The 25,724-nt window shown below is 72.8% G+C and carries 22 protein-coding genes; 12 read left to right on the top strand and 10 right to left on the bottom strand.

Features of this window, described 5'->3' with window-relative positions:
* Nucleotides 1–7: 7 nt before the first annotated feature.
* Both QUY26_RS06550 and QUY26_RS06545 read right to left on the bottom strand, forming a co-directional pair.
* Nucleotides 8–1,960, bottom strand: a complete 1,953-nt coding sequence (locus tag QUY26_RS06550; protein WP_436840276.1) for an exo-alpha-sialidase — start codon at nt 1,958–1,960, stop codon at nt 8–10.
* A 146-nt stretch (nt 1,961–2,106) separates the two neighbouring features.
* A complete protein-coding gene (locus tag QUY26_RS06545) occupies nt 2,107–3,030 on the bottom strand; it encodes a quinone oxidoreductase family protein (RefSeq protein ID WP_289944170.1) in 924 nt (307 codons plus the stop codon).
* A gap of 95 nt (nt 3,031–3,125) precedes the next feature.
* Between QUY26_RS06545 and QUY26_RS06540 the strand changes: the two genes are divergently transcribed.
* Nucleotides 3,126–3,614 carry a MarR family winged helix-turn-helix transcriptional regulator gene (locus QUY26_RS06540; RefSeq protein ID WP_289944169.1) on the top strand — a complete coding sequence of 163 codons (489 nt, stop codon included), beginning with the start codon at nt 3,126–3,128 and terminating at the stop codon, nt 3,612–3,614.
* Between the two features lie 149 nt (nt 3,615–3,763).
* On the opposite strand, the gene fdhD is transcribed toward QUY26_RS06540, so the two are convergent.
* The 8 genes from fdhD to QUY26_RS06500 form a co-directional block, all read right to left on the bottom strand.
* Nucleotides 3,764–4,624, bottom strand: a complete 861-nt coding sequence (fdhD, locus tag QUY26_RS06535; protein WP_289944168.1) for a formate dehydrogenase accessory sulfurtransferase FdhD — start codon at nt 4,622–4,624, stop codon at nt 3,764–3,766.
* A gap of 5 nt (nt 4,625–4,629) precedes the next feature.
* The gene (locus QUY26_RS06530) at nt 4,630–5,490 is read right to left on the bottom strand and encodes a 2Fe-2S iron-sulfur cluster-binding protein (protein WP_289944167.1); all 861 of its coding nucleotides are present in this window, start codon (nt 5,488–5,490) and stop codon (nt 4,630–4,632) included.
* On the bottom strand, nt 5,487–7,346 hold the full coding sequence (locus QUY26_RS06525) for an NADH-ubiquinone oxidoreductase-F iron-sulfur binding region domain-containing protein (protein WP_289944166.1): 1,860 nt from the start codon (nt 7,344–7,346) through the stop codon (nt 5,487–5,489). The genes QUY26_RS06530 and QUY26_RS06525 overlap by 4 nt, the downstream gene beginning before the upstream one ends.
* Nucleotides 7,347–7,352: 6 nt before the next feature.
* The gene (locus QUY26_RS06520; protein ID WP_436840275.1) at nt 7,353–9,332 is read right to left on the bottom strand and encodes a molybdopterin oxidoreductase family protein; all 1,980 of its coding nucleotides are present in this window, start codon (nt 9,330–9,332) and stop codon (nt 7,353–7,355) included.
* Entirely contained in the window at nt 9,329–10,309 is a 981-nt protein-coding gene (locus tag QUY26_RS06515; RefSeq protein ID WP_289944165.1) for a 2-dehydropantoate 2-reductase, read from the bottom strand. The genes QUY26_RS06520 and QUY26_RS06515 overlap by 4 nt, the downstream gene beginning before the upstream one ends.
* Before the next feature lie 165 nt (nt 10,310–10,474).
* Entirely contained in the window at nt 10,475–11,902 is a 1,428-nt protein-coding gene (gene rox, locus QUY26_RS06510) for a rifampin monooxygenase (protein ID WP_289955519.1), read from the bottom strand.
* Between the two features lie 193 nt (nt 11,903–12,095).
* Nucleotides 12,096–12,383: a hypothetical protein gene (locus tag QUY26_RS06505; RefSeq protein ID WP_289944164.1), complete on the bottom strand. Its 288-nt coding sequence runs from the start codon at nt 12,381–12,383 to the stop codon at nt 12,096–12,098.
* Between the two features lie 4 nt (nt 12,384–12,387).
* Nucleotides 12,388–13,140 (bottom strand): sulfite exporter TauE/SafE family protein, encoded by a 753-nt coding sequence (locus QUY26_RS06500; RefSeq protein ID WP_289944163.1) that lies wholly within the window; start codon nt 13,138–13,140, stop codon nt 12,388–12,390.
* A gap of 84 nt (nt 13,141–13,224) precedes the next feature.
* Between QUY26_RS06500 and QUY26_RS06495 the strand changes: the two genes are divergently transcribed.
* The 11 genes from QUY26_RS06495 to QUY26_RS06450 all read left to right on the top strand — a co-directional run bounded on the left by QUY26_RS06495 (nt 13,225) and on the right by QUY26_RS06450 (nt 25,520).
* Nucleotides 13,225–14,154: a LysR family transcriptional regulator gene (locus tag QUY26_RS06495; RefSeq protein ID WP_289944162.1), complete on the top strand. Its 930-nt coding sequence runs from the start codon at nt 13,225–13,227 to the stop codon at nt 14,152–14,154.
* A 90-nt stretch (nt 14,155–14,244) separates the two neighbouring features.
* Nucleotides 14,245–15,597 (top strand): OFA family MFS transporter, encoded by a 1,353-nt coding sequence (locus QUY26_RS06490; protein ID WP_289944161.1) that lies wholly within the window; start codon nt 14,245–14,247, stop codon nt 15,595–15,597.
* The gene (locus tag QUY26_RS41120) at nt 15,548–15,712 is read left to right on the top strand and encodes an MFS transporter small subunit (protein ID WP_436840274.1); all 165 of its coding nucleotides are present in this window, start codon (nt 15,548–15,550) and stop codon (nt 15,710–15,712) included. The genes QUY26_RS06490 and QUY26_RS41120 overlap by 50 nt, the downstream gene beginning before the upstream one ends.
* A gap of 141 nt (nt 15,713–15,853) precedes the next feature.
* The gene (locus QUY26_RS06485) at nt 15,854–16,801 is read left to right on the top strand and encodes a beta-ketoacyl-ACP synthase III (protein ID WP_289944160.1); all 948 of its coding nucleotides are present in this window, start codon (nt 15,854–15,856) and stop codon (nt 16,799–16,801) included.
* 123 nt (nt 16,802–16,924) lie between these two features.
* A complete protein-coding gene (locus QUY26_RS06480; protein ID WP_289944159.1) occupies nt 16,925–17,602 on the top strand; it encodes a GntR family transcriptional regulator in 678 nt (225 codons plus the stop codon).
* Nucleotides 17,603–17,989: 387 nt separating this feature from the next.
* Nucleotides 17,990–19,171, top strand: coding sequence for an ROK family transcriptional regulator (locus QUY26_RS06475; RefSeq protein ID WP_289944158.1), 1,182 nt, complete (start codon nt 17,990–17,992; stop codon nt 19,169–19,171).
* A 136-nt stretch (nt 19,172–19,307) separates the two neighbouring features.
* Nucleotides 19,308–20,894 (top strand): sugar ABC transporter ATP-binding protein, encoded by a 1,587-nt coding sequence (locus QUY26_RS06470; RefSeq protein ID WP_289944157.1) that lies wholly within the window; start codon nt 19,308–19,310, stop codon nt 20,892–20,894.
* Entirely contained in the window at nt 20,891–21,910 is a 1,020-nt protein-coding gene (locus QUY26_RS06465; RefSeq protein ID WP_289944156.1) for an ABC transporter permease, read from the top strand. Before QUY26_RS06470 ends, QUY26_RS06465 begins: the two co-directional genes overlap by 4 nt.
* A 13-nt stretch (nt 21,911–21,923) precedes the next feature.
* Nucleotides 21,924–22,967, top strand: a complete 1,044-nt coding sequence (locus tag QUY26_RS06460) for a substrate-binding domain-containing protein (protein WP_289944155.1) — start codon at nt 21,924–21,926, stop codon at nt 22,965–22,967.
* A gap of 120 nt (nt 22,968–23,087) precedes the next feature.
* Entirely contained in the window at nt 23,088–24,503 is a 1,416-nt protein-coding gene (locus QUY26_RS06455) for a Gfo/Idh/MocA family protein (RefSeq protein WP_289944154.1), read from the top strand.
* Nucleotides 24,504–24,515: 12 nt separating this feature from the next.
* On the top strand, nt 24,516–25,520 hold the full coding sequence (locus QUY26_RS06450) for a sugar phosphate isomerase/epimerase family protein (protein ID WP_289944153.1): 1,005 nt from the start codon (nt 24,516–24,518) through the stop codon (nt 25,518–25,520).
* The last annotated feature ends 204 nt before the right edge of the window (nt 25,521–25,724 follow it).

The following is a 25,724-nucleotide window of genomic DNA, read 5'->3' as shown; positions in this document are numbered from 1 at the left end:
CGGGACGCTAGTTCCCCGGACGCACCCGGTCCATGGGCAGCCAGGCCACGGTGTTCCACCTCACAGCGGCGGACGGGGCCCGGTCGGAGCCGAGCCGCGTCACCTCCTCGTCGCTCAGCGCCCGCTCGAACACGCCCACTTGGTCGATGGCGCCGGTGAAGTGGGCCCGGCTGTCCATGCGCTGCCCGATGTGCACGCCGAACGGCGAGTTGCGGCTGACGCTGCCCGGGATGTCGGGCCGGGACAGACGCTTGCCGTCGAGGAACAGGGACAGCTCCCCGCCGCCGCGGCGCAGGGCGATGTGGTGCCACTGGCCGTCGTTGTGGGCGCCCTCGGTGCTCAGGGACACCGAGCGGGGCGGGCTGCCGCCGTCGCGGGTGGTGATGAGGCCCGTGACGCGGTTGTTCGCGGGCTCGCCGCGCAGCCACACCTGCGGCTGGCCGGTGCCGACACCGCCCATCCACAACAGCGGCTGCTCACCGCTCGTCGCCGAGTAGCGGAACCACAGCGAGGCCGTGAAGTCGCGGCTGTGCAGCGGGAGCCGGGGGCTGTACGGCAGCCGTACGGCGTCGTCGACGCCGTCGAAGGCGAGCGCCTGGCCGCCGAACACGCCCTCCGTGGGGCGGGCGCCACCGAGCACCGCCGCGTCCCGGGCGCCCGGCGCCCAGTCGCTGGTGCGCGGGTCGGGGCCGCGGCGCGGCTTCAGCCACTCCTCGGTGAAGCGCGCGAAGCGGATCTCGTCGCGGGCGTCGACCGCACCGCCCTCGTACATCAGGCCCACCCGCTCGTCGTCGACGGCCACCATGTCCGAGTAGCCGGACCAGTCGGTGGTGACGACGGTGGAGCGGTCGAAGCTGTCCCAGGTGCGGCCGCCGTCGTAGGAGGAGCGGACCGTCATGGTGCGGCGCCGGTCCGGGTCGCCGGGGGCGGCGAGCAGCAGCCGGCCGCCGAAGCGGAGCGTGGAGCCCTGCACCTGCGGGGTGTACAGGTCGGGGCTCGCCTCGAAGGAGCCGGTGAAGCTCTCACCGCCGTCCCGGCTCACGACGTGGTCGCGGTGGCCGAGGTCGGTGCCGTCCTGCTCGCGCCCGGAGACGTAGATCGTGCCGTCCGCGCGCTCCGTGAGGGTCATCTCCGACGGCTTCTGCCGGAAGGTGCCGTCGCTCGCGGAGATCGGGTACGAGTCCGTGGCGCCGATGCGCCAGGTGTCGCCGCCGTCGTCGCTGACGACCAGCGAGGCGTGGTTCTCGGTGACGCGGCTGCCGTTCCACGACTCGGCGTTGACGGTCAGGACGAGGCGGCCCTTGTGCCGGCCGCTGCTGAGCTGGATGCCGTGCACGGGTCCTGTGGCGTACCAGGAGTTCCAGGAATCGGGCAGGATCTCGTCGCTCAGGTCCCGCGGCGTGGACCAGGTCTGGCCGTCGTCGTCGCTGTACTGCATATGGGGCGTGCGCTCGCACGGCACCTCGCAGTTCTTGCCGTCCGTGCGGCCCGGGTTGTACGTCTCGGCGAGCACGATGCGGCCCGTCTCGCGGTCGACGACGGGCGCGGGGTTGCCGTGCGTGTCGCCGCCGCCCTCGTTGATGACCCGCATCGGGCCCCAGGTCCTGCCGCCGTCGTGGCTGCGCTTGAGGACCAGGTCGATGTCACCGGCGTCGCTGCAGTCGTTGACGCGTCCCTCGGCGAAGGCGAGCAGCGTTCCCTTCGTCGTCTTCACGATCGCTGGTATCCGGAAGCAGGTGTAGCCGGGATCCTGGGAAGCCTTGAACAGGATCTGCTGCTCGAACGGAGCCCGCACCTCGCCCGCGGCCCGCGCCGCGCCGCCGAGCGCGGGCGGCAGTGCCAGGGCGGTGAGCGCGGTGGCGGTCAGCGCGGCGACCGTACGCCGCCTGGGGGATCGCAGGAGCTGGGGCAACCGGGGGGACCAGGGTGGTCTGAGGCGTACACGGAGTCTCGACGGCATGGTGCGGGCCCTTCATGTCGACCGGACATTCGGACATCCCACGTCCAACGTGCGCGTCACTGAAGCTACTTGGGGGCCTTGGAGCAACACAAGAAGCGTGCGCGTAACGGAATCCCGGCGGGGTGCCGGGCGCGGATGGCGTCAGATTACGGGGTAAGTACGATTTTTCCGGTGTTGACGCGCGACTCGATTGCCGCGTGTGCCGCGGCCGCGTCCGTCAGGTCGAACTCGGCGTGCACGACGGGCCGCAGCTCACCCGAGTGGAAGAGCCGCCACAGGTCCCGGCGCCACTGCTCGTACAGCCCGGGCCGGCCCCGCGCGATCAGGCCCGTCTGAAAGCCCGTCACCGACTTGGCCCCGACGAGGAGATCGTAGGCCGACAGGGTGCCGCCGCCCGAGCCGTACGCCACCAGCCTGCCGTGCGGCGCGAGCGCGGCCACGGCGGGGCCGAGCAGGTCCCCGCCCACCCCGTCCAGGCAGTAGTCGGCGGGCTCGCCCCAGTCCGGCGCGTCGTAAGGGACGACGTCGTCGGCGCCGAGGCCGCGCACGAAGTCGGCCTTCGCGAGATCCGAGACCGCGCCCACGACGCGCGCCGCGCCGTGGAGCCCGGCGAGGCGCACCGCCAGGTGGCCGACGCCGCTCGCCGCCGCCGTGATGAGCGCGGTCTCGCCCGCGGCGGGGCGGGCGGCATCGAGGGCGCCGCGGGCGACGAGTCCGCTGCGGACCAGGGCCACGGCGTCGACCGCGCTCGCGCCGTCGGGGACGGGGGAGGCCATCGCGGTGTGCAGCAGGGCGTAGTCCGCGTAGCCGTGTCCGAAGACCAGGCCCGTGACCCGGTCGCCGGGCGCGAAGCCGGTCACGCCGTCGCCCGTGCGGACCACGTCGCCCGCGATCTCGCCGCCGAGCGGGACGGGCGCGGCGCACTCGCGCACCTTGCGGACGACGGGCAGGGTCACGCCGACGGCCGCGACCCGGACGAGGAGTTCGCCCGGGCCTGGCTCGGGGACCGGTGCCTCCTCGACGAACAGGACCTCGGGGCCGCCTTGCCGCTCGTACCGGACGCGACGCATCCGCACCTCCACGCAGTCGTGTGAAATCGTTGGGAGTCCCAACGGTAATCGCAAACTCATGGGGAAGTCCAACGATTCTTGGATAGGCTCACGTCATGCCAGAGACCCAGCCGACGTCCGCGGCCCCGGCGCCCGCCGCTTCCCCTGCCGCGCCCACCGCGCCCGCCGCCATCCGCGCCCTCCCCAGCTGGCTGCTCGGCCGGGCCGCCGCCCGCGGCCGCGCGCTGGTCGCCGACGCGCTCGCCGCCGAGGGCCTGAAGATGTGGCACCACGTCGTGCTCGCCGCCGTCGCCGACCTCGGCCCGGTGGCCCAGGCCGACCTCGGCCGGGGCATCCAGCTCGACCCCAAGGACCTGGTCGGCGTCCTGAACGACCTGCAAGGGGCCGGGCTCGTGGAACGCACGCCCGACCCGAGGGACCGCCGCAAGAACGCCGTCACCCTCACCGCCGAAGGGCGCGCCCTGCTCCGCCGGTGCGCCACGGCGGCGCGGGCCGCCAACGCCGACCTGCTCGCGCCCCTGTCGGCGGCCGAGCGCGAGGCGTTCCTGGACATGCTGGAGAGGGTGGCGCGGGTCGACGGGTGAGCTGCCGGGGAGGGCTGCCCGGCTCGACGGGTGGGCCCGGGAGGCAGGGGCAAAAGGACGGGGACGGGGCGGCGCTGGGGCCCGGCCGGCGCAGGGGGCGCTCCCCGCCGGACCGGGACCCCGTCGCCGTGTCGCGGCGGGAGCGCCGGTCAGGTCCGGGCGGCCGCGGTCCGCAGGGCCAGGCGGTGCTCGCCCGCGTACACGTTCATGGAGGAGCCGCGCAGGAAGCCGACCAGGGTCAGGCCGGTCTCGGCGGCGAGGTCGACGGCGAGCGACGACGGCGCGGACACCGCGGCGAGCACCGGGACGCCCGCCATCACGGCCTTCTGCGCCAGCTCGAAGGAGGCGCGCCCCGACACCATCAGGACGGTGCGGGACAGCGGCAGCCGTCCGTCCTGAAGGGCCCGCCCCACCAGCTTGTCGACGGCGTTGTGGCGGCCCACGTCCTCACGCACGTCGATCAGCTCGCCGTCCTCGGTGAACAGCGCCGCCGCGTGCAGCCCCCCGGTCCGGTCGAAGACCCGCTGGGCCGCGCGCAGCCGGTCGGGGAGGCGGGCGAGCAGCTCGGGCGTCAGCCGGACCGGGGGAGCGCCCGCGGTCTCGTCGTCGATGGGCCAGCGGGCCGTGGTGCGCACCGCGTCGAGGCTCGCCTTGCCGCACAGGCCGCAGGACGAGGTCGTGTAGACGTTGCGCTCCAGGGTGATGTCCGGGAGGACGACACCGGGAGCGGTCGACACGTCCACCACGTTGTACGTATTGACGCCGTCCGCCGTCGCCCCCGCGCAGTACACGATGTTCCGCAGCTCGTCCGCCGAGCCGAGCACGCCCTCGCTGACGAGGAACCCGGCCGCGAGCGCGAAGTCGTCGCCGGGGGTGCGCATCGTGATGGCGAGCGGCTTGCCGTCGAGGCGGATCTCCAGGGGCTCCTCGGCGACGAGCGTGTCCGGCCGCTCGCTGACCGCGCCGTCGCGGATGCGGATGACGCGGCGGCGTTCCGTGACTCGTCCCATGTCGATCAGTCCCGGTTCTGTACGTGCTGGTAGCCGAAGCGGCCCTTGATGCAGAGGTTGCCGTGGGTCACCGGGCTGTCGTGCGGCGAGGTGACCTTCACGATCTCATTGTCCTGCACGTGCAGGGTGAGGTTGCAGCCGACTCCGCAGTACGCGCACACGGTCGTCGTGCGCGTCTGCGCGGCCTCGTCCCAGGTCCCGGCGGCCCGCATGTCGAACTCGCTCTTGAAGCTGAGGGCGCCCGTCGGGCACACCTCCACGCAGTTGCCGCAGTACACGCACGCCGAGTCGGTCAGCGGCGCGTCGTGCTCGACGGCGATGCGGGCGTCGAAGCCGCGCCCCACGACGGAGATCGCGAAGCTGTTCTGCCACTGCTCGCCGCACGCGTCCACGCACTTGTAGCAGAGGATGCACTTGTCGTAGTCGCGCACGTACAGATCGTTGTCGACCCTGGGGGACTCGCCCAGACGGGCCGCGTCCGGGCCGAACCGGTCCGGCTCCGCCTCGTACTCCTTCAGCCACGCCGCCACGCGGGGCGTGGTCGACAAGTCGACGGACGAGGCCAGGAGTTCGAGGACGAGGCGGCGGCTGTGCCGGGTCCGCTCGGTGTCCGTGCGCACCTCCATGCCGGGCTCGGCGCGCCGCGAACAGGCCGGGGCGAGCGTACGGGCCCCCTCGACCTCCACGACGCACACCCGGCAGGCGTTCTTCGGCTTCAGTGTGTCGCCCTCGCACAGCGTCGGCACGTCCTTGCCCGCCGCCCGGCAGGCGTCGAGGACCGTGCCGCCCTCGGGCACGCGCACGGGCTCGCCGTCGAGCGTGAACTCGACCAGACGGCGCGGCGGTTGCAGCGGGATGGCGGTCATGCGTACGCCCCCAGACGGTCGATGGCGGATTCCACGGCGTTCCACGCGGCCTGGCCGAGGCCGCAGATCGAGGCGTCCCGCATGGCCCGCCCGACGTCGCGCAGGAGCGCGATGTCGGCGGCCGCGGCCGCGCCCCTGCGGTCGGCGATGCGGTGCAGGGCCTCCTCCTGCCGGACCGTGCCCACCCGGCACGGCACGCACTGCCCGCAGGACTCGTCGCGGAAGAACTCGGCGACGCGCAGCAGCAGCCGGGGCAGCGGCACGGAGTCGTCGATCGCGAGCACGACCCCCGAGCCGAGTGTCGTCCCCGCCTCCCGCGTGCCCTCGAACGTCAGCGGGATGTCCAGCTCGTCGGGCCGCACGAAGCCGCCCGCCGCGCCGCCGAGCAGGATCGCCCGCAGCGTGTCCGGCGTGCCCGCGAGGCCAAGGAGGTCGCCGAGCGTGGCGCCGAACGGCAGCTCGTAGAGCCCCGGGCGGGACACGGCCCCCGACACGCAGAACAGCTTGGGGCCGGTGGACTTCGGGGTGCCGATCGCCGCGTACGCCGCCGCGCCCAGGGTGAGGACGGGCAGCACGTTCACGAGCGTCTCGACGTTGTTCTCTGCCGTCGGCTTGCCGAACAGCCCCTTCTCCACGGGGAACGGCGGCTTGGAGCGCGGCTCGCCCCGGTACCCCTCGATGGAGTTGAACAGCGCCGTCTCCTCACCGCAGATGTACGCCCCCGCGCCGCGCCGGATCTCGATGTCGAACGAGAACCCCTGCCCGAGGATGTCCTCCCCGAGGAGGCCCCGCGCGCGGGCCTCGCCGATGGCGTGCTCCAGGGTGCGCCGTGCCCGGGGGTACTCGCCGCGCAGGTACAGGTACCCGTGCCTGGCCCCCACCGCGTACGCCGCGATCGTCATCGACTCCACCAGCGCGTACGGGTCGCCCTCCATGAGGACCCGGTCCTTGAACGTGCCCGGCTCCGACTCGTCCGCGTTGCACACCAGATAGTGCGGGTGGTCCGGCTGCGCCGCCGTCGCCTGCCACTTCCGTCCCGTCGGGAACGCGGCGCCGCCCCGGCCCACCAGGCCCGCGTCCGTGACCTCGCGGATCACGGCCGCCGGGCCGAGCGCGAACGCTCGGCGCAGCGCCGTGTAGCCGCCGTGGGCGCGGTAGTCGTCCAGGGAGGCCGGGTCGACGACGCCGACGCGGCGCAGCAGGATGAGGGCGGGGTCGCCCGCTTGGGGAACGGCCTCCCCCCGTCGGCCTTCGGCCTCGTCCTCAAACGCCGGACGGGCTGAAATCTCCGCCGGGGCGGGGTGGGCGGGAGAGAGCCCGTCCGGCGCTTGAGGACGAGGCGCGGAGCGCCGATTCGGGGTCCGGGGCGGAGCCCCGGGGGCCCCGGCCCGTATCGTCAGGACCGCCGGTGCCCGCTCGCACAGCCCCAGGCACGGACTGTCCTCGACGGTCACCCCTGCGACGGCGCCGCCCCGTTCCGCCGAAGGCACAGCGCCGCGTACCGCACACGCGAGATCCGTACAGACCCGCACCACGGTCCGCTCCCGCGGCTTCAGCGAGAACATGGAGTAGAACGTGGCGACCCCGTACGCCTCGGCGGGCGGCACGGTGAGCCGTCGGCACAGGTAGTCCAGGCCGCCCTCGCTGATCCACCCCACGCGGTCGTTGAGCGCGTGCAGTCCGGGCAGCAGGAGATCCCGCCGGTCCCGGGCGGCCCGCCCGCCCCGGGCCCAGCGAAGATCGGCGTCGGAGCGGTCGTCGGCGCCTTCCCAGGCGGACTCGGGCGGCCCGAGGAGCGCGTCCACGGCGTCCCGTTCCTCGTCGGTCGGTTTGCTGTCGCCGAAGCGCAGGTCCACGTACCGTCAACTCCCCACAGTCAGCTTCTCGATGCGGATGGCGGACGCCTTGAACTCGGCGGTCCCCGCGATCGGGCAATGGGCCTCGATCGTCAGCTGGTTGGTGTCCACCTCGTCGGGAAAGTGCATGGTCATGAAGGCGAGCCCGGGCCGCAGGCCGGGGTCGACCCACACCGGCGCGACGACGGCACCGCGCCGCGAGGACACCCGCACCTCCTCGCCGACCACGACCCCGTACCGTTCGGCGTCCTCGGGGCACAGCTCGACGTACTCGCCGCGCCGCAGCGGGGAGGCGAAACTCCCGCTCTGCACACCGGTGTTGTAGGAGTCGAGGCGCCGGCCCGTGGTGAGGCGCAGCGGGAACGACTCGTCGGTGAGGTCGACGGGCGGGTCGTCGTGCACGATTCCGAAGGGGGCGCGCGGCCCGCGCCGGGCCGGGTCGGCCTCCCACAGCCGCCCGTGCAGGAAGCCGGCGGGCAGGCGGTCGAGGTCGGGGCAGGGCCACTGCAGGCCGTGGTGCTCGTCCAGGCGGTCGTACGTCATGCCGAAGTGGTCCGGCGAGAGCGACCGCAGCTCGTCCCAGACGGCCTGGGCGCCGGCGAACTTCCAGTCGTGGCCGAGGCGGGCGGCGACCTCGCAGATGATGTCGATGTCCTCGCGGGCCGCGCCGGGCGGCGTGAGCGCGGCCCGCACGCGCTGCACCCGCCGTTCGCTGTTGGTGGTCGTGCCGTCGGTCTCCGCCCAGGCGGCGGTGGCGGGCAGCACCACGTCGGCCATCTCGGCGGTCCTCGTCAGGAAGATGTCCTGCACCACCAGGTGGTCGAGGGCGGCGAGCCGCCGCGCCGCCTGCTCGCTGTCGGCCTCCGACTGGGCGGGGTTCTCGCCGATGCAGTACACCGCGCGCAGTTCGCCGCTCTCCATGGCCTCGAACATGTCGGTGAGCGTCATGCCGTAGCGCGGCTGGATGACGGTGTCCCAGGCCCGTTCGAACTTCTGCCGGTGCCCGTCGTCGAGGATGTCCTGGAAGCCGGGAAGGCGGTTGGGGATGGCGCCCATGTCGCCGCCGCCCTGCACGTTGTTCTGCCCGCGCAGCGGCTGCACCCCGGAGCCGTAGCGGCCCACGTGCCCGGTGAGCAGCGCCAGGTTGATGAGCGCCCGGACGTTGTCGGTGCCGTTGTGGTGCTCGGTGATGCCGAGCGTCCAGCACAGCTGGGCGCGCTCGGCGGTGGCGTAGGCGTGCGCGAGGTCGCGGACGGCGGCGGCGGGCACGCCCGTGACCTTCTCGGCGAGGGTGAGGGTCCAGGGCTCGACCAGCGCGGCGTACTCGTCGAAGCCCGAGGTGGCGCGCTCGATGAAGACCCTGTTGTGCAGGCCCGCGTGGATGATCTCGCGGCCGACGGCGTGCGCGAGGGCGATGTCCGTGCCCACGTTCGGGCCGAGCCAGCTCTCGGCCCACTCGGCGGTGGAGGTGCGGCGCGGGTCGACGGCGTACATCCGCGCGCCGCCCCGGATGCCCTTCAGGACGTGCTGGAAGAAGATCGGGTGCGCGAAGCGGGCGTTGGAGCCCCACATCACGATGAGGTCGGTGTGCTCGACCTCCTCGTAGGACGAGGTGCCGCCGCCGGAGCCGAAGGCGGCGGACAGGCCCGCGACGCTCGGGGCGTGGCAGGTGCGGTTGCAGGAGTCGACGTTGTTGGTGCCCATGACGACGCGCGTGAACTTCTGCGCCACGTAGTTCATCTCGTTGGTGGCGCGGGCGCAGGAGAGCATCGCGAAGGCGTCGGGGCCGTGGTCGGCGCGGGCGCGCCGGAAGCCGTCGGCGGCACGGGCCAGGGCCTCGTCCCAGGTGGCGGGGCGCAGCGGGGCGTCGCGGCGGTCGCGGACGAGCGGCTGTGTCAGGCGGGTGTACGACTTGCGGGCGCTCTCGCCCCTGCGGCTGCCCCCGGCACGGTCCGGCCGGGTTCGGGTGCGGTCTGGCTGGGTCACGCTACGGCGCTCCTCATGCCGTGGGCGAGCAGGTCCGAGAGGGCGTGCACGGTGCGCAGGGTGGGCACGCGCACGCCGGTGATCTCCGCGAGTTCCACGACGGCGGCGAGCAGCACGTCGAGTTCGAGCGGTCTGCCGCGTTCCAGGTCCTGGAGCGTGGAGGTGCGGTGGTCGCCGACGCGCTCGGCGCCCGCGAGCCGCCGCTCGATGGAGATGTCCGGCTCGCAGCCGAGGGCCGCGGCGACGGCCAGGGTCTCGGCCATCATGATCTCGATGACGCGCCGGGTGCCGCCGTGCAGACACATCTCGCGCATGGTGGCGCGGGCGAGCGCGCTGATCGGGTTGAAGGAGATGTTGCCGAGCAGCTTGATCCAGATGTCGCCGCGCACGTCCGGCTCCACCGGGCACTTCAGGCCGCCCGCGCGCATCGCCGCGCTGAAGTCGAGACAGCGCGCCGACCGGGTGCGGTCGGGCTCGCCGACGGAGAAGCGGGTCCCTTCCAAGTGCCGTACGACACCGGGCTCGGCGAGTTCCGTCGCCGCGTACACCACGCAGCCGACGGCGCGCCGCGGCGCGAGCACCGCGCTGACGGCGCCGCCCGGGTCCACGCTCTCCAGACGGTGCCCGTCGTGCGGCCCGCCGTGGCGGTGGAAGTACCACCAGGGGATGCCGTTCTGGGCGGCGACCACGGCCGTCCGGTCGTGCAGCAGCGGTTCGATGAGCGGCCCGCACGCCGCGTACGAAGTGGCCTTCAGACCGAGGAAGACGAAGTCGACGGGGCCGATGTCGGCCGGGTCGGCGGTGGCGTGGGCCCGCGCGGTGAAGTCACCGCGCGGGCTGAGCACCCGGACGCCGTACTGCCGCATGGCCGCCAAGTGCGGTCCGCGGGCCACGAGATGGACGTCCGCTCCCGCGCGGTGCAGGGCGGCTCCGACGTAGGCGCCGATGGCACCGGCGCCCAGGACTGCGACTTTCACGATGGCGCGCTCCGTTCGGTTGAGGGTTCCGACGGACCGGCAGCGCTCTCAGGCTGCGCTGGTCGTGCGTGGCCGAGAAGCCACACACGGTAGATGGAATATTGTCTACAGTATGGAAGTTGGGGCAGCAAGGGGTTGGGCGAGCCCTCTCTCGCCGGGGGGACGTCAGCTCGCGGCGGCCCCGAACCATGTGGGCAACTGACGCTCCAGTTCCCGCTGGTCCTCGCCGGCCCACGCCACGTGCCCGTCCGGACGCAACAGCACGGCGGGGGCGTCCAGTTCCTCGCTCGTGTCGACGACGTGGTCGACCCGGTCCGCCCAGCCCGCCACCGAGAGCCGGCCGGTCTGGTCGAGCAGCAGCCCGCGGCCGCCGTGCAGGAGCCCGTACAGCCGGCCGCGCTTCAACTCCACGTCCCGCAGCCGCCGGCCGAGCAGCTCGTGCCCCGCGCCGAAGTCGTAGCGGATCCCGATCGCGGTGATCTTCTCGATCAGGTGCCGGTTCACGTCGTCGAACTCCGTCAGCTCCGCGAGCAGCCGGCGCACCGCGAGGGCGCCCGGGTCGTCGGACATCAGGTGGATCTGCGCGCGGGTGTTGTCGAGGACGTCCGCGGCGACGGGGTGCCGTTCGGCTTCGTAGCTGTCGAGCAGCCCCTCCGGCGCCCAGCCGAGCACGGCCGCGGCCAGCTTCCAGCCGAGGTTGACCGCGTCCTGGATGCCGAGGTTGAGGCCCTGCCCGCCGGTCGGCGGGTGGATGTGCGCCGCGTCGCCCGCGAGCAGCGCCCGGCCGACCCGGTAGCGCTCGGCCTGCCGCGTGGCGTCGCCGAAGCGGGACAGCCAGCGCGGCGAGTGCACCCCCAGGTCGGTCCCGGCGAACGCCCGCAGCTGCCGCTTGAACTCCTCCAGGGTCGGCGGAGTCGTACGGTCCTCGGACACCCCGTCGGCGGGCACGATCACGCGGTACACGCCGTCCCCCATGGGCATCGCGCCGAACCGCTGCTGGGTCTTGCGGACCTCGGCCACCACCTCCGTCAGCGTCTCCTGCGACACGCCGAGCTCCATCGCGCCGAGCAGGGTCTCGACCCGCGCGGGCTCACCGGGGAAGCCGACGCCGAGCAGTTTGCGCACCGTGCTGCGACCGCCGTCGCAGCCCACCAGATAGCGCGAGCGCAGCCGCGTGCCGTCGGCCAGCTCGACGTCCACCCCGTCCTCGTCCTGGCTCAGGCCCACCACCTCGCAGCCGCGCCGGATCTCCGCGCCCGACTCGGTGGCGCGCTCGGTGAGGATCCGCTCGGTGATCTCCTGCGGGATGCCGAGGACGTACGAGTGCGCGGTGTCGAGGTCCTCGGGCCACACCGTGCCGAGACCCGCGAAGAAGCCGCCGACCGTGACCCGCTTCCCGAGCGGCAGGAACTTCTCCAGGAGGCCGCGCTGGTCCATCAGCTCGATGCTGCGCACGTGCAGCCCCTGAGCACGGGACTGCGGGGTCGGCTCCGTCTCCTTCTCCAGGACGGCCACCCGCACCCCGTGCAGCCGCAGTTCAGCGGCCAGCATCAGACCGGTCGGCCCGCCACCGGCGACGATCACGTCGAACATGGAACTCCCCATGAAATCCCCCATGAAACAAACAAAGGCATGCGTATGCCGTGAACTCTTGATTTCCGCAGGTCCTGGCCTGGGCCGGTCATTGTGCGCCACGACCAGGGCCTTGCCGCAAGCCCCCTCGTCCGCTATACCTTGAGAGTGGCAAGGAGGCGTTTCTCTCCTTGCCCTCTTGTTTTTGCGGCTCTTACGGCCGGCCGTCGGGCGCGGGCCGGAGCAGGGGGCCGGACACCGGCGCGTCTTCGAGGTCGCCGTCGCCGTCCTGATGCCGCAGAACCCAGTCGTCGAGGTCCTGCGCCGCCTCCAACGGCTCCCTGAGCAGGTACGACCGCCACCCGTCGGGTTCGCGGAGCGCCGGGTCGGACACGTCGCCGCAGGCGAGTTCGGCCAGTTCGTACGCCTCGTAGGCCAGGGCCAGACGGGCGCGGGCCGCCGGTGTCCACGGTGCGGCGGCCGCCGGGTCGCACGCGCTCATGACGTCACCCCCGGACGAAGTACAGGACCGTCATCGTCACCGCCGTGGTCAGCACGATGCCGCGCAGCAGCCGTGCCGGAAGGCGCCGCGCCAGGTGGGCGCCCCCGAAGCCCCCGGCCACCGCGCCGGTCAGGAGGGCGCCGAGGATCAGCGGGGTGTCCAGGGCGTCCGAGGCCACGAGGAACAGCGCCGTAGCGCTCAGGTACACCGCGGCGACCTGCGCGATCCGCATCGGGTTGCCCGCCGCGGCATCGAGTCCCAGGCCCACGCTCCACAGGGCCAGCATCATGATGCCTACGGCCCCGCCGAAGTATCCGCCGTACACCGCGAGGGCGAACTGCGCGGCGAGCACGGCCCGGGGGCCCAGGACGACCGGGCCCCCGGATCCCCTGCTCAAGCCGTCGAGGACACGGCGGCCGCAGGCCAGGAGCACCGTGGCGAAGGCGAGGAGCCACGGCACCGCCGCCTCGAACGACGCCGCGGGCAGCCCGAGGAGGAGTCCGGCGCCGAGGCCGCCGCCGAGCAGGCTCACACCGGTGAGGGCCCGCGTGGACACCGCTCCGACCGGGCCGAGTTCACGCCGGTAGACCCAGGCGCCCGCCACCGATCCCGGCACGAGGGCGACGGTCGCGGACGCGTTCGCCGTCACCCCGGCCGCGACCAGCGCGGGCAGCGCCACGAACGTGCCCCCGCCGCCCAGCGCGTTCAGAGCGCCGGCGGCGACCCCGGCGAGCAGCACCCACAGCGTCTCGGACATCTGCCGAGCATCGGCCCCCGAGCGGTCCGCCCACAATGCGTGATCCGCGTACCCAGCCTAAGGCCCTGACATAGGCTGACGAGAGTGCGCTACGACCTGGACGATCTGCGGCTCTTCCTCGGGATCGTGACGGAGGGCTCCATCACGGCGGGCGCCCGCCGTGTGCACCTGAGCCTGCCCTCGGCCAGCGCCCGGGTGCGCGCCCTCGAACACCACGCAGGGGTGGCGCTCCTGATCCGCGGCAGAAGGGGCGTGCGGCCCACCCCCGCGGGCGCGACCCTGGCCCGGCACGCGCGCGAGGTCCTGGCCCAGACAGCCCGGCTCGACAGCGCCGTCGCGAGCTACACCCGGGCCCCGGCCGCCCCGCTGACCCTGCTCTGCGGCGGCTCCGCGCGCTACCGGCTCGTCCCGCAGGCCCTCGTCACGTTCCTCGGCGCCCACCCGGACGTCGACGTCAGGGTGTCCGAGCACCGCACCCCGCAGACCCTGCGGCGCCTGGCCGACGGCGAGGCGGACCTGGGCGTCGTGGTCGACGACGAGGCCCGCGACTGCGGCCTGGTCACCGAACCCCTCGGGGACGACTCGCTGGTGGTCATCGGCCAGGCGGGCGGGGCGCTCGCCGGACGCGCCGCGCTGACCTACGACGAGGTCGCCGAGCACCCGCTCGTCGGCCTCGACGCGGGCTCCTCGCTGCGCCGCTGGATCGAGAGCCACCTCGGCCCGCACGCCCCGGTCGTACGCCACCGCACCACCGCGTCCGACCTCGGCGTCCTCGTCTCCCTCGCCGCCGCCGGCGTCGGCCGCGCCGTCGTGCCGCGCCGCGCTGTCGACCCCCGCCAAGCCCTCGACGTGGCCGCGCTGCGGGAGCCCTGGGCGCGCCGCCGCCACCTGCTGGCCCGGGGCGTCACGGAGGGATCCGCGTCGACGGCGGGACTGGCGCTGGGCGAGCACCTGCGGCGGGCGGCACTCGCGGAGGGGGCGTTCGGCGGGGATGAAGGGGAGGCGGACCCGTAGCCCGACCGCGTACCCGAACATGGCATGCCGCCGCCCCATCCCTGTCCACCCCCTTCCCAACAGCCTCCTGGATTCCTACCGTTCGGGATCATGAGGCCCCCCGTAGCGCCACCCGGCTGGACCCGCTGGCTCGTGCCGCCCGCCGCTCTGTCAGTGCATCTCTCGATCGGCCAGGCCTACGCCTGGAGTGTGTTCAAACCGCCCCTGGAGTCGGCGCTCGACCTCAGCGGCACCCAGAGCGCGCTGCCGTTCCAGCTCGGCATCGTCATGCTCGGCCTGTCCGCCGCGTTCGGCGGCACCCTCGTGGAGCGCAACGGGCCGCGCTGGGCGATGTCCGTCGCGCTCGTCTGCTTCTCCTCCGGCTTCCTGATCGCCGCGCTCGGCGCCGCGATCAGCCAGTACTGGCTGATCGTCCTCGGCTACGGCTTCGTCGGCGGCATCGGGCTCGGCATCGGCTACATCTCCCCGGTGTCCACGCTCATCAAGTGGTTCCCCGACCGCCCTGGCATGGCCACCGGCATCGCGATCATGGGCTTCGGCGGTGGCGCGCTGATCGCCTCGCCGTGGTCGGCGCAGATGCTGGAGACGTTCGGCTCCGACTCCTCCGGCATCGCGCTCGCGTTCCTGGTGCACGGCCTGACGTACGCGGTGTTCATGGCGCTCGGTGTGGTCCTGGTGCGGGTGCCGAGGTCGCGGGGCGCGCGCGTCCCCGGGGCTCCGGCGCCGCTGGAGGGGCCGCAGGTGTCGGCGCGGCAGGCCGTGCGCACCCCGCAGTTCTGGTGCCTGTGGGTGGTCCTGTGCATGAACGTGACCGCTGGCATCGGCATCCTGGAGAAGGCCGCCCCGATGATCACCGACTTCTTCGCGGACACCTCGACGCCCGTCTCGGCGTCCGCAGCCGCGGGCTTCGTCGCGCTGCTCTCGGCGGCGAACATGGCGGGCCGCATCGGCTGGTCGTCCGCGTCGGACCTCGTGGGCCGCAAGAACGTCTACCGCCTCTACCTGGGCGCGGGTGCGCTCATGTACCTGCTCATCGCCCGCTTCGGCGACGACTCCAAGCCCCTGTTCATCGTCTGCGCCCTCGTCATCCTCTCCTTCTACGGCGGCGGCTTCGCGACGATCCCGGCCTACCTGAAGGACCTCTTCGGCACCTACCAGGTCGGCGCGATCCACGGCAGGCTGCTCACCGCCTGGTCGCTCGCCGGGGTGCTCGGCCCGCTGATCGTGAACTGGGTGGCCGACCGCCAGGAGGAGGCGGGCAAGCACGGCCCCGGCCTCTACGGCGTTTCCCTCTCCATCATGATCGGCCTGCTCGCCATCGGCTTCGTCGCCAACGAGCTGGTACGTCCGGTCCACGCCCGCCACCACATCAGCGCACCGAAGGAGCCGTCCGATGACGACGCAGCCGACGCAGCCGACGCCGCCGAGCCCGCGGCCAAGTGAGACCCCGCCGAGGCGTCGCCCCTTGATCGTCGGTGCCTGGCTGTGGGTGGGGCTGCCCCTGGCCTACGGCCTCTACGAACTCGTACACAAGGCCAAACAGCTCTTCACCGGGTGACACGATGTGGCGAAGCATCCAAAGCGGACGCCCCATTCCTGTCGCATTACGTCACCTGTTACCCGTGAGTCGCTGAGCAGACTGGACGGTCACGCACTTCGCGTACGTCCCGCACTGCCTGCACCACGAGGGGATCCACCCATGCCCGGCTCACGCATCGCCGCCGTCGGCCACTACCAGCCCGCCAAGGTGCTCACGAACGACGACTTGACGGGCATGGTCGACACCAGCGACGAGTGGATCCGCTCCCGGGTGGGCATCCGCACCCGCCACATCGGCGGTCCCGAGGAGCCGGTCGACGAGCTCGCCGCGCACGCCGCCGCCAAGGCGCTCGCCTCCGCGGGCAGCGCGCCGTCGTCCGTGGACCTGGTCGTCGTCGCCACGTCCACGGCCATCGACCGTTCGCCGAACATGGCCGCGCGGGTCGCCGCCCGCCTCGGTCTCGCCTCGCCCGCCGCGATGGACGTCAACGTCGTCTGCGCGGGCTTCACGCACGCGCTCGCCACCGCCGACCACGCCGTCCGGGCGGGGGCGGCGAGCCGCGCGCTCGTCATCGGCGCCGACAAGATGTCCGACGTCACGGACTGGACCGACCGCACGACGTGCGTGCTCGTCGGCGACGGGGCGGGCGCGGCCGTCGTCGAGCCGTGCGCCGAGGGGGAGGAGCCCGGGATCGGTCCGGTCCTGTGGGGCTCGGTGCCGGAGATGGGGCACGCGGTGCGCATCGAGGGCACGCCGCCGCGGTTCGCGCAGGAGGGGCAGAGCGTCTACCGCTGGGCCACCACGCGGCTGCCCCCGCTGGCCCGCGCGGCCTGCGAACGCTCCGGCCTGGTCCCCGCCGACCTCGCGGCGGTCGTCCTGCACCAGGCCAACCTGCGCATCGTCGAGCCCCTCGCCGACCGGATCGGCGCGGTCAACGCGGTCGTCGCCCGCGATGTCGTGGACTCCGGCAACACCTCGGCCGCGTCGGTGCCGCTCGCCCTGTCCAAGCTGGTGGAGCGCGGCGAGATCTCCAAGGGGGACCCGGTGCTGCTGTTCGGGTTCGGGGGGAACCTGTCGTACGCGGGGCAGGTCGTGCGCTGTCCGTGAGGCGCGCTGTCGCTGTGACGGGTCCGACTGCCCCTGGTACTGGCCCCTGCGCTCGGTAAACTGTAGACAAAAGCCAATCCGTTCGGCTTGACTCGGCTAGACGTCGTCCAGGAGGGGGCCGGGATGTTGTCCGCAGGACTGCCACAGGGGACAGTGCCCAAGTTGGAGCGGCCGGGCCCGCTGCGCGAGCGGGTCTACGAGGCGCTGCTCGAACTCATCACCACCCGCGCCCTGCGCCCCGGCCAGCACCTCGTGGAGAGCGAGCTCGCCGGACACCTGGGCGTGTCACGGCAGCCCGTGCGCGAGGCGCTGCAGCGTCTCAACACCGAGGGGTGGGTGGACCTGCGGCCCGCGCAGGGGGCGTTCGTGCACGAGCCGACGGAGGAGGAGGCCGACCAACTCCTCACCGTCCGCACCCTCCTGGAGGCCGAGGCCGCGCGCCTGGCCGCAGCCAACGCCGGTTCCGCCGGGATCGCCGCCCTCGAAGAGCTGTGCGCCAAGGGGGAGTCGGCCGTCGCGGACGGCGACGTGGACCTCGTCGTCGCCACGAACGCGGCGTTCCACGCCAAGGTGATGGAGCTGGCCGGGAACGCCGTCCTGGCCGAACTGGCCGGTCAGGTCGACCGGCGCGTCCGCTGGTACTACACGCCCGTGGCCCGCCAGCGCGGCAGCCAGTCCTGGATCGAGCACCGCGAACTCATCGCCGCGATCGCCGCCCGCGACGAGTCACGGGCGACAGAGGTCATGCGGGCGCACACGGAGCACACGCGCAAGACGTACCACGAGCGCGAGACGCTCTGACCCGGTCCCGCGCGGGTGGCCCGTGAGCACGGCCGATCGCGCGGCGCGCCCGTCCTCAAGCGCCGAACGGGCTGGGAATGCGCCGGAGGATTTGAGCCTGCCCGCCGCTTGAGGACGTGGCGCGGAGCGCCGATAGCGGGGGTCCGGGGGCGGGGGGTCCGGGGCGGCAGCCTCCGGTTCCGGGAAGGGGCGGGGTCGGGGAAAGCTCCGCAGGGCCCCACCCCACCCACCTTCCCCACTCACCTTTGTCCTGAGACTGGAGAAAGTCAGAGGGAATTCGCTCGCAACTTCTTCCCAGCCCCGGCAACCGCTGCTACGTTCCCCTCGAAAGCCCAACGAACACACACGGGATTCGGCCGAAGAGGCGGGGAGGGGCGCGTGAGACGTATGACGGCTCGACCCGCCAACGCGCACCAGGCGCGGCTACTGCGGCTGCTGCGCGACGGAGGGCCCAACTCCCGCGCCCAACTGGGCGATCAGGTCGACCTCTCCCGGTCCAAACTCGCCGTGGAGGTGGACCGCCTCCTGGAGACCGGACTCGTGGTCGCCGACGGCCTCGCGGCCTCCCGGGGCGGCCGCCGCTCCCACAACATCCGCCTGGCCCCCGCCCTCCGCTTCCTCGGCGTGGACATCGGCGCGACCTCGGTCGACGTCGCCGTCACCAACGCCGAGCTGGAGGTGCTCGGCCACATCAACCAGCCCATGGACGTGCGCGAGGGACCGGTCGCGGTCTTCGAGCAAGTCCTCGCCATGGCGGCCAAGTTGCGTGCCTCGGGGCTCGCGGAGGGGTTCGACGGCGCCGGCATCGGCGTACCGGGCCCCGTCCGCTTCCCGGAGGGCGTCCCGGTCGCGCCGCCGATCATGCCCGGCTGGGACGGCTTCCCCGTGCGGGAGGCGCTCAGCCAGGACCTCGGCTGCCCGGTCATGGTCGACAACGACGTGAACCTGATGGCGATGGGCGAACAGCACGCGGGCGTGGCCCGCTCCGTGGGCGACTTCCTGTGCGTCAAGATCGGCACGGGCATCGGCTGCGGAATCGTCGTCGGCGGCGAGGTCTACCGCGGTACGACGGGCAGCGCGGGCGACATCGGCCACATCCAGGTCGAGCCGGACGGCCGCCCGTGCGCCTGCGGCAACAAGGGCTGCCTGGAGGCGTACTTCAGCGGCGCGGCGCTCGCCCGCGACGCCGAGGAGGCCGCCCACCAGGGGCGTTCACCCGAGCTCTGCACCCGCTTCGAGAACTCCGGCGCGCTCACGGCCGTCGACGTCGCCGCAGCGGCGGCCGCCGGCGACGCCACCGCCCTCGACCTGATCCGCGCCGGCGGCAACCGCACCGGCCAGGTCATCGCGGGCCTCGTCAGCTTCTTCAACCCCGGACTCGTGGTGATCGGCGGCGGCGTCACCGGCCTCGGCCACACGCTGCTCGCCGCGATCCGCACCCAGGTCTACCGCCAGTCGCTGCCCCTCGCGACCGGCAACCTCCCCATCGTCCTCGGTGAACTCGGCCCCACCGCCGGAGTCATCGGCGGCGCCCGCCTCATCAGCGACCACCTGTTCTCCCCGGCCTAGCCGCCCCGGCCGGACCGGTCGTCCGGGACGCCCGCACCCCTGCGGGGCGTCCCGCGGCACCATGATCGATCTTGTCATGCCCTTTACAAGCCTGCCCGGTGACAAGCCTGTCCGGCCGCACCCCGAGGGAACCGTCATGGCACCAGAACCACCCCTGCTCACCATGTCCGGCATCACCAAGTCGTTCCCGGGCGTCCGCGCGCTCGACGGCGTCGACCTGCACGTCGAGGCCGGTGAGGTGCACTGTCTGCTCGGCCAGAACGGCGCCGGCAAGTCCACGCTCATCAAGGTCCTCGCGGGCGCCCACCAGCCGGACGACGGGACCATCTCCTGGCGCGGCGAGAACGTCACCCTGCGCTCGCCGATCGCCGCCATGCGCCTCGGCATCGCCACCATCTACCAGGAACTCGACCTGGTGGAGGGCCTGTCCGTGGCCGAGAACGTCTACCTCGGGCACGAGCCGACCGCCGCCGGTTTCGTGGTGCGCGGCCGCGACGCGCGGACCGCGACGGCCGCGCTGCTGCGGCGGCTCGGGCACGGCGAGATCGACCCGGCGCGGCTCGTCGGGGACCTGTCCGCGGCCCAGCAGCAGATCGTGTCGATGGCCCGTGCCCTCTCCCACGAGGTGCGGCTCATCGTCATGGACGAGCCGTCCGCGGCCCTCGACCCGGACGAGGTCGACAACCTCTTCCGCATCGTCGGCGATCTGACGGCCGACGGCGTCGCCGTCGTCTACATCTCCCACCGCCTCGAGGAGATCCGGCGCATCGGCGACCGCGTCACCGTCCTGAAGGACGGTCGTGCCGTCGCCGTCGGCCTGCCCGCCAAGGAGACGCCGACCCGCGAGGTCATCGCGCTGATGACGGGCCGCAACGTCGAGTACGTCTTCCCGGAGCGGGCGCCCCGCGACCAGCAGGGCGCTGCCCTTCCCGACCCCGTCCTCGTCGTTCAAGGCCTCACCAGGGAAGGCGAGTTCGCGCCCCTCGACCTCGAACTGCGGCCCGGCGAGATCGTCGGCCTCGCCGGGCTCGTCGGCTCCGGACGCTCGGAGATCCTGGAGACCCTCTACGGCGCCCGCAGGGCGACGGGTGGTCAGGTCCTCGTCGACGGACGGGCCTTGCGGCCCGGCAGCGTCCGCGCGGCCGTGCGCGCCGGGCTCGGGCTCGCGCCCGAGGAGCGCAAGGCCCAGGGCCTGCTCATGCTGGAGTCCGTCACCCGCAACGTCTCCGTCTCCTCCATGTCCCGCTTCTCGTACGGAGGTTGGCTGGACCGTACGAAGGAGCGCGAGGCCGCCCGTTCCGCGACGCGGGAACTGTCGCTGCGGCCCGACAACCCCTCGGTCCCGGTGCGCACCCTCTCCGGCGGCAACCAGCAGAAGGCGGTCCTCGCGCGGTGGCTGCTGCGCGGCTGCCGCGTCCTGCTCCTCGACGAGCCGACCCGAGGCGTCGACGTCGGTGCCCGCGCCGAGCTGTACTCCGTCATCCGGCGGCTCGCCGACGAGGGCCTCGCCGTCCTCCTCGTGTCGAGCGAGGTGCCGGAGGTCCTCGGCCTCGCCGACCGCGTCCTCGTCCTGCGCGAGGGCCAGGTCGTCCACACCGCGCCCGCGCGGGACCTCGACGAACACCGCGTACTCGACCTCGTCCTGGCGTCGAGCGCGCACGGCCCGACCCTCACCAAGGGCCCCCACGGCCCGGCCACCACGGAAGGAAGCCCGGCGTCATGACGCAGCCCGCATCGCCCGCCCGGCCCGTCACCGAGAAGAGTCCGCCGGCGGACGAGCCCCAGAGCCCGTGGCGGTCCCTCGCAGCCCGCGTCGACGTGCGCACGCTGTCGCTGCTCGGTGTGCTCGCCGTCCTCGTCGTGATCGGCGGTGTCACGGAGCCCGACGCGTTCCTGGACACCGACAACCTGCAGCTCGTCCTCACCCAGGCGTCCGTCATCGGCGTGGTCACCGTCGGCATGACCTTCGTGATCATCTCCGGCGGCATCGACCTGTCGGTCGGCGCGATCGTGGCGCTGGCGTCGGTGTGGGCCACGACGGTCGCCACCCAGGAGTACGGCTTCGCGGGCATCCTCTTCACGGCCGTCGCCGTCGGACTCGGGTGCGGTCTCGTGAACGGGCTGCTCATCGCGTACGGGCGCATGGTGCCGTTCATCGCCACCCTCGCCATGCTCGCCTCGGGCCGCGGTCTGGCCCTGGAGATCACCGACGGCAAGACGCAGATGGTCACCGTCGACAGCGTCCTGAAGCTGGGGGAGCGCGACTCCTACGTGCTCGGCATCCCGCCGCTCGTGTTGGTCTTCGCGGCCGTGACGGTGATCGGCTGGCTGCTGCTCAACCGGACCACGTTCGGGCGGCGGTCGGTGGCGGTCGGCGGCAACGCCGAGGCGGCGCGGCTCGCGGGCATCGACGTCCGGCGGCAGCGGCTCTACCTCTACCTGCTCTCGGGGCTGTGCTGCGGCATCGCGGCGTTCCTGCTGATCGTCCTCGCGGGCTCGGGCCAGAACACCAACGGCAATCTGTACGAGCTGGACGCCATCGCCGCCGCGATCATCGGCGGCACGTTGCTGAGCGGGGGCCGGGGCACCATCACGGGCTCCGTGCTCGGCGTCCTGATCTTCATCACGATCCAGAACATCTTCGCGCTCAACAACCTGGAGACCGCCGTCCAGCAGATCGCCAAGGGCGCGATCATCGTGGCCGCGGTCCTCGTCCAGCGGCGTACGGCTACCACGTAAGGGGTTCACTGTCATGCCAGATTTCGCGAGCCGCAGAGGACTGCTCTTCGGAGCGGCCGCCGTGTCGGCCGGTGCCGTGCTCACCGGCTGCACCAGCAACGAGTCCAAGGACGACGACTCGTCGTCCGACAAGAACCAGGCCGTCGCCGACGACAAGCCCGGCAAGGAAGTCACCATCGGCTTCGCGGGACCGCAGGCCGACCACGGCTGGCTGAACGCCATCAACGACAACGCCAAGTCGCGGGCGAAGAAGTACAAGGACGTCACCCTGGAGGCCACCGAGGGCTCCAACGACACCGCGGCCCAGATCGGCCAGGTCGAGACCCTCATCAACAAGAAGGTCGACGTCCTCGTCATCCTGCCCGCCGACGGCAAGGCCCTCACCCAGGTCGGCCTGAAGGCCATGAAGGCCGGGATACCCGTCGTCAACCTCGACCGGATCTTCGCGTCCGCGCAGGCGTACCGCTGCTGGATCGGCGGCGACAACTACGGCATGGGTCTCAACGCCGGGCACTACATCGGCGAGAAGCTGAAGGGCAAGAAGAACGCCAAGGTCGTGGAGCTGGCGGGCCTGGACAACCTGGAGCTGACCAAGCAGCGCACCAAGGGTTTCGACGACGCGCTGAAGAACTACTCGAACATCGAGAAGGTCGCACGGCAGGCGGCCGAGTTCACCGTCGAGTCCGGGCAGTCGAAGATGTCGCAGCTGCTGCAGGCGCAGAAGAACTTCGACGCGCTGTGGAACCACGACGACGACCAGGGCGTGGGCGCCCTGCGGGCCATCAAACAGGCCGGGCGCGACGACTTCCTGATGGTGGGCGGTGCGGGCGCGCTGTCCGCGTTCCAGGAGATCAAGCAGGACCGGGGCGTGCTGAAGGCCACCGTCCTGTACCCGCCGACGATGGCGGCGTCCGCGATCGACCTGGCGCGGGCCCTCGGCCAGGGCAAGGGCGTCAGCGGCATGGCCGAGTTCGAGATCCCGGCCTCCCTGACGCTCTACTCGGCCGTCGTCGACAAGGACAACGTCGACCAGTACATGTCCACCGGCTTCAAGTGAGGCGGCCCGGCCGGTGTCCGGCACCGGAGCGCTCCCGTGCCGGACACCGGGACTCCCGCGCCGGACGCCGGGAGCTGAGCGCCGAGTTGAGTCGACGCGTCGACGAGGAGGAGTTACCGCATGAGTGAGACGGAGCACGAGGCCGGTCCCGGGGCGGACGGAGCCCGTTCCGGCAACGCCCAGGATCCGGGTGCCGCCCGCGACGGGCGGGGCGCGGCGGGCCCGGGCGCCGGACCGCGCCATGGGGACGCGGGGGCGGGCCGGGGGGACGCCGGGCAGCGCCGGGTGGGTGTCGGCATGGTCGGCTACGCCTTCATGGGTGCCGCCCACTCCCAGGGCTGGCGGACCGTCGGCCACGTCTTCGACCTGCCCCTGGGCGCGCGGCTCGCCGCCGTGTGCGGGCGCGACGGCACCGCCGTGCGCGCGGCTGCCGACCGGCTCGGCTGGGCCGCCGCCGAGACCGACTGGCGTGCCCTGATCGCTCGCGACGACGTCGACGTCGTCGACATCTGCACCCCCGGCGACAGCCACGCGGAGATCGCCATCGCCGCGCTGGACGCGGGCAAGCACGTGCTGTGCGAGAAGCCGCTCGCCAACACCGTCGAGGAGGCCGAGGCCATGGTGGCCGCCGCCGAACGGGCCGCCGCGCGCGGCCAGGTGGCGATGGTCGGCTTCAACTACCGCCGGGTGCCGGCCCTCGCGCTCGCCCGCCGCATGGTCGCCGAAGGACGCCTCGGCGCGCTGCGGCACGTCCGTCTCACCTACCTCCAGGACTGGCTCGTCGACCCCGGCTTCCCGCTGACCTGGCGGCTCCAGAAGGACCGTGCGGGCTCCGGCGCGCTCGGTGACCTCGGCGCGCACATCGTGGACCTCGCGCAGTTCCTCACGGGCGAGGCCGTCGCGGGCGTCTCGGCGCTCACGGAGACCTTCGTACGCGAACGGCCGCTGCCCGAGGGCTCCTCCACCGGGATCACGGCGGCGGGCACCGGGGCCGATCCGGGGGCCGGGACGGGGGCCGACGGCGCGTCCGGGCCCGGGTTCGGGCAGGTCACCGTCGACGACGCCGCCGTCTTCACGGCACGTTTCCCCTCCGGAGCCCTCGCCACCTTCGAGGCCACCCGGTTCGCATCCGGCCGCAAGAACGCCCTGCGGCTCGAACTCAACGGCTCCGAAGGCTCGCTGGCCTTCGACCTGGAGCGCCTGAACGAACTCTCCTTCCACGACCACACCGAACCCGCCGCCTCCGCGGGCTTCCGCCGCATCCTCGTCACCGAACCCGGCCACCCCTACCTGGAGGCCTGGTGGCCGCCCGGGCACGGACTCGGCTACGAGCACACCTTCGTGCACCAGGCCCGCGACCTGCTGCACGCCATCGCGGCGGGCACCGCGCCCGCGCCCTCCTTCGCGGACGGCCTCTCGGTGCAGCGGGTCCTCGCGGCCGTCGAGGAGAGCGCCGAGAAGAACGCCGTGTACACCCCCGTGAGCGGCCCCACGCCCACCCCCGCCCCCGTCAACGCCCACGTCAACCTCGTCTGAGGAGGCTCGCCGATGCCCCGCTCGTTCACGCTCTTCACCGGCCAGTGGGCGGACCTGCCCCTGGAGGAGGTCTGCTCCCTGGCCCGCGACTTCGGCTACGACGGCCTCGAACTCGCCTGCTGGGGGGACCACTTCGAGGTCGACAAGGCACTCTCCGACCCCTCGTACGTCGACGGACGGCACGCCCTGCTCGACAAGTACGGCCTGAAGTGCTGGGCCATCTCCAACCACCTGGTCGGCCAGGCGGTCTGCGACGCGATCATCGACGAGCGCCACCAGGCGATCCTGCCGGGGCGCGTCTGGGGCGACGGCGACGCCGAGGGCGTTCGGCAGCGGGCCGCGGCCGAGATGGCGGACACCGCGCGGGCCGCGGCGAAGTTCGGTGTGGACACCGTCGTCGGCTTCACGGGCTCGGCGATCTGGCACCTGGTGGCGATGTTCCCGCCCGCCCCGGAGTCGATGATCGAGCGCGGCTACGAGGACTTCGCGGAGCGCTGGAACCCGATCCTGGACGTCTTCGACGCCGAGGGCGTGCGCTTCGCGCACGAGGTCCACCCCTCGGAGATCGCGTATGACTACTGGACGACGCACAAGGCCCTGGACGCCATCGGCCACCGCCCGGCCTTCGGCCTCAACTTCGACCCCTCCCACTTCGTGTGGCAGGACCTCGACCCGGTCGGCTTCCTCTACGACTTCCGCGACCGGATCTACCACGTCGACTGCAAGGAGGCCCGCAAGCGCCTCGACGGCCGCAGCGGCAGGCTCGGCTCCCATCTGCCCTGGGGCGATCCGCGGCGCGGCTGGGACTTCGTCTCCACCGGCCACGGGGACGTCCCCTGGGAGGACGTGTTCCGCATGCTGCGCTCGATCGGCTACGCGGGGCCCGTCTCGGTGGAGTGGGAGGACGCCGGGATGGACCGGCTGCAGGGCGCTCCCGAGGCCCTGCGGCACCTGAAGGCGTACGACTTCGAGCCGCCGACCGCGTCGTTCGACGCGGCGTTCGGCGGCGACAAGTAGCAGGCCACGGGGGACCGCGGGGCCCGTCGGCGGGGCCCCGCGGTGCACCGCCCTGCCCGGAACCGAGTTTGTCCACGCGCGGGAAGAAGTCCAACTAAAGGGCTGTGCAAAGGCTTTTCGCCGAGGACAAACCTGGCTACCGTCCCTGATGTGTACAGGACATAGACCCCTCCCGGGGTGACGGCGCATCCCGGGCGCCCGACC

This window comes from Streptomyces flavofungini (assembly GCF_030388665.1).
In the GTDB taxonomy this organism is placed as follows: domain Bacteria; phylum Actinomycetota; class Actinomycetes; order Streptomycetales; family Streptomycetaceae; genus Streptomyces; species Streptomyces flavofungini_A.
Note: the sequence above shows the minus strand (reverse complement) of the source record. Positions and strands in the feature narration are given on the sequence as shown.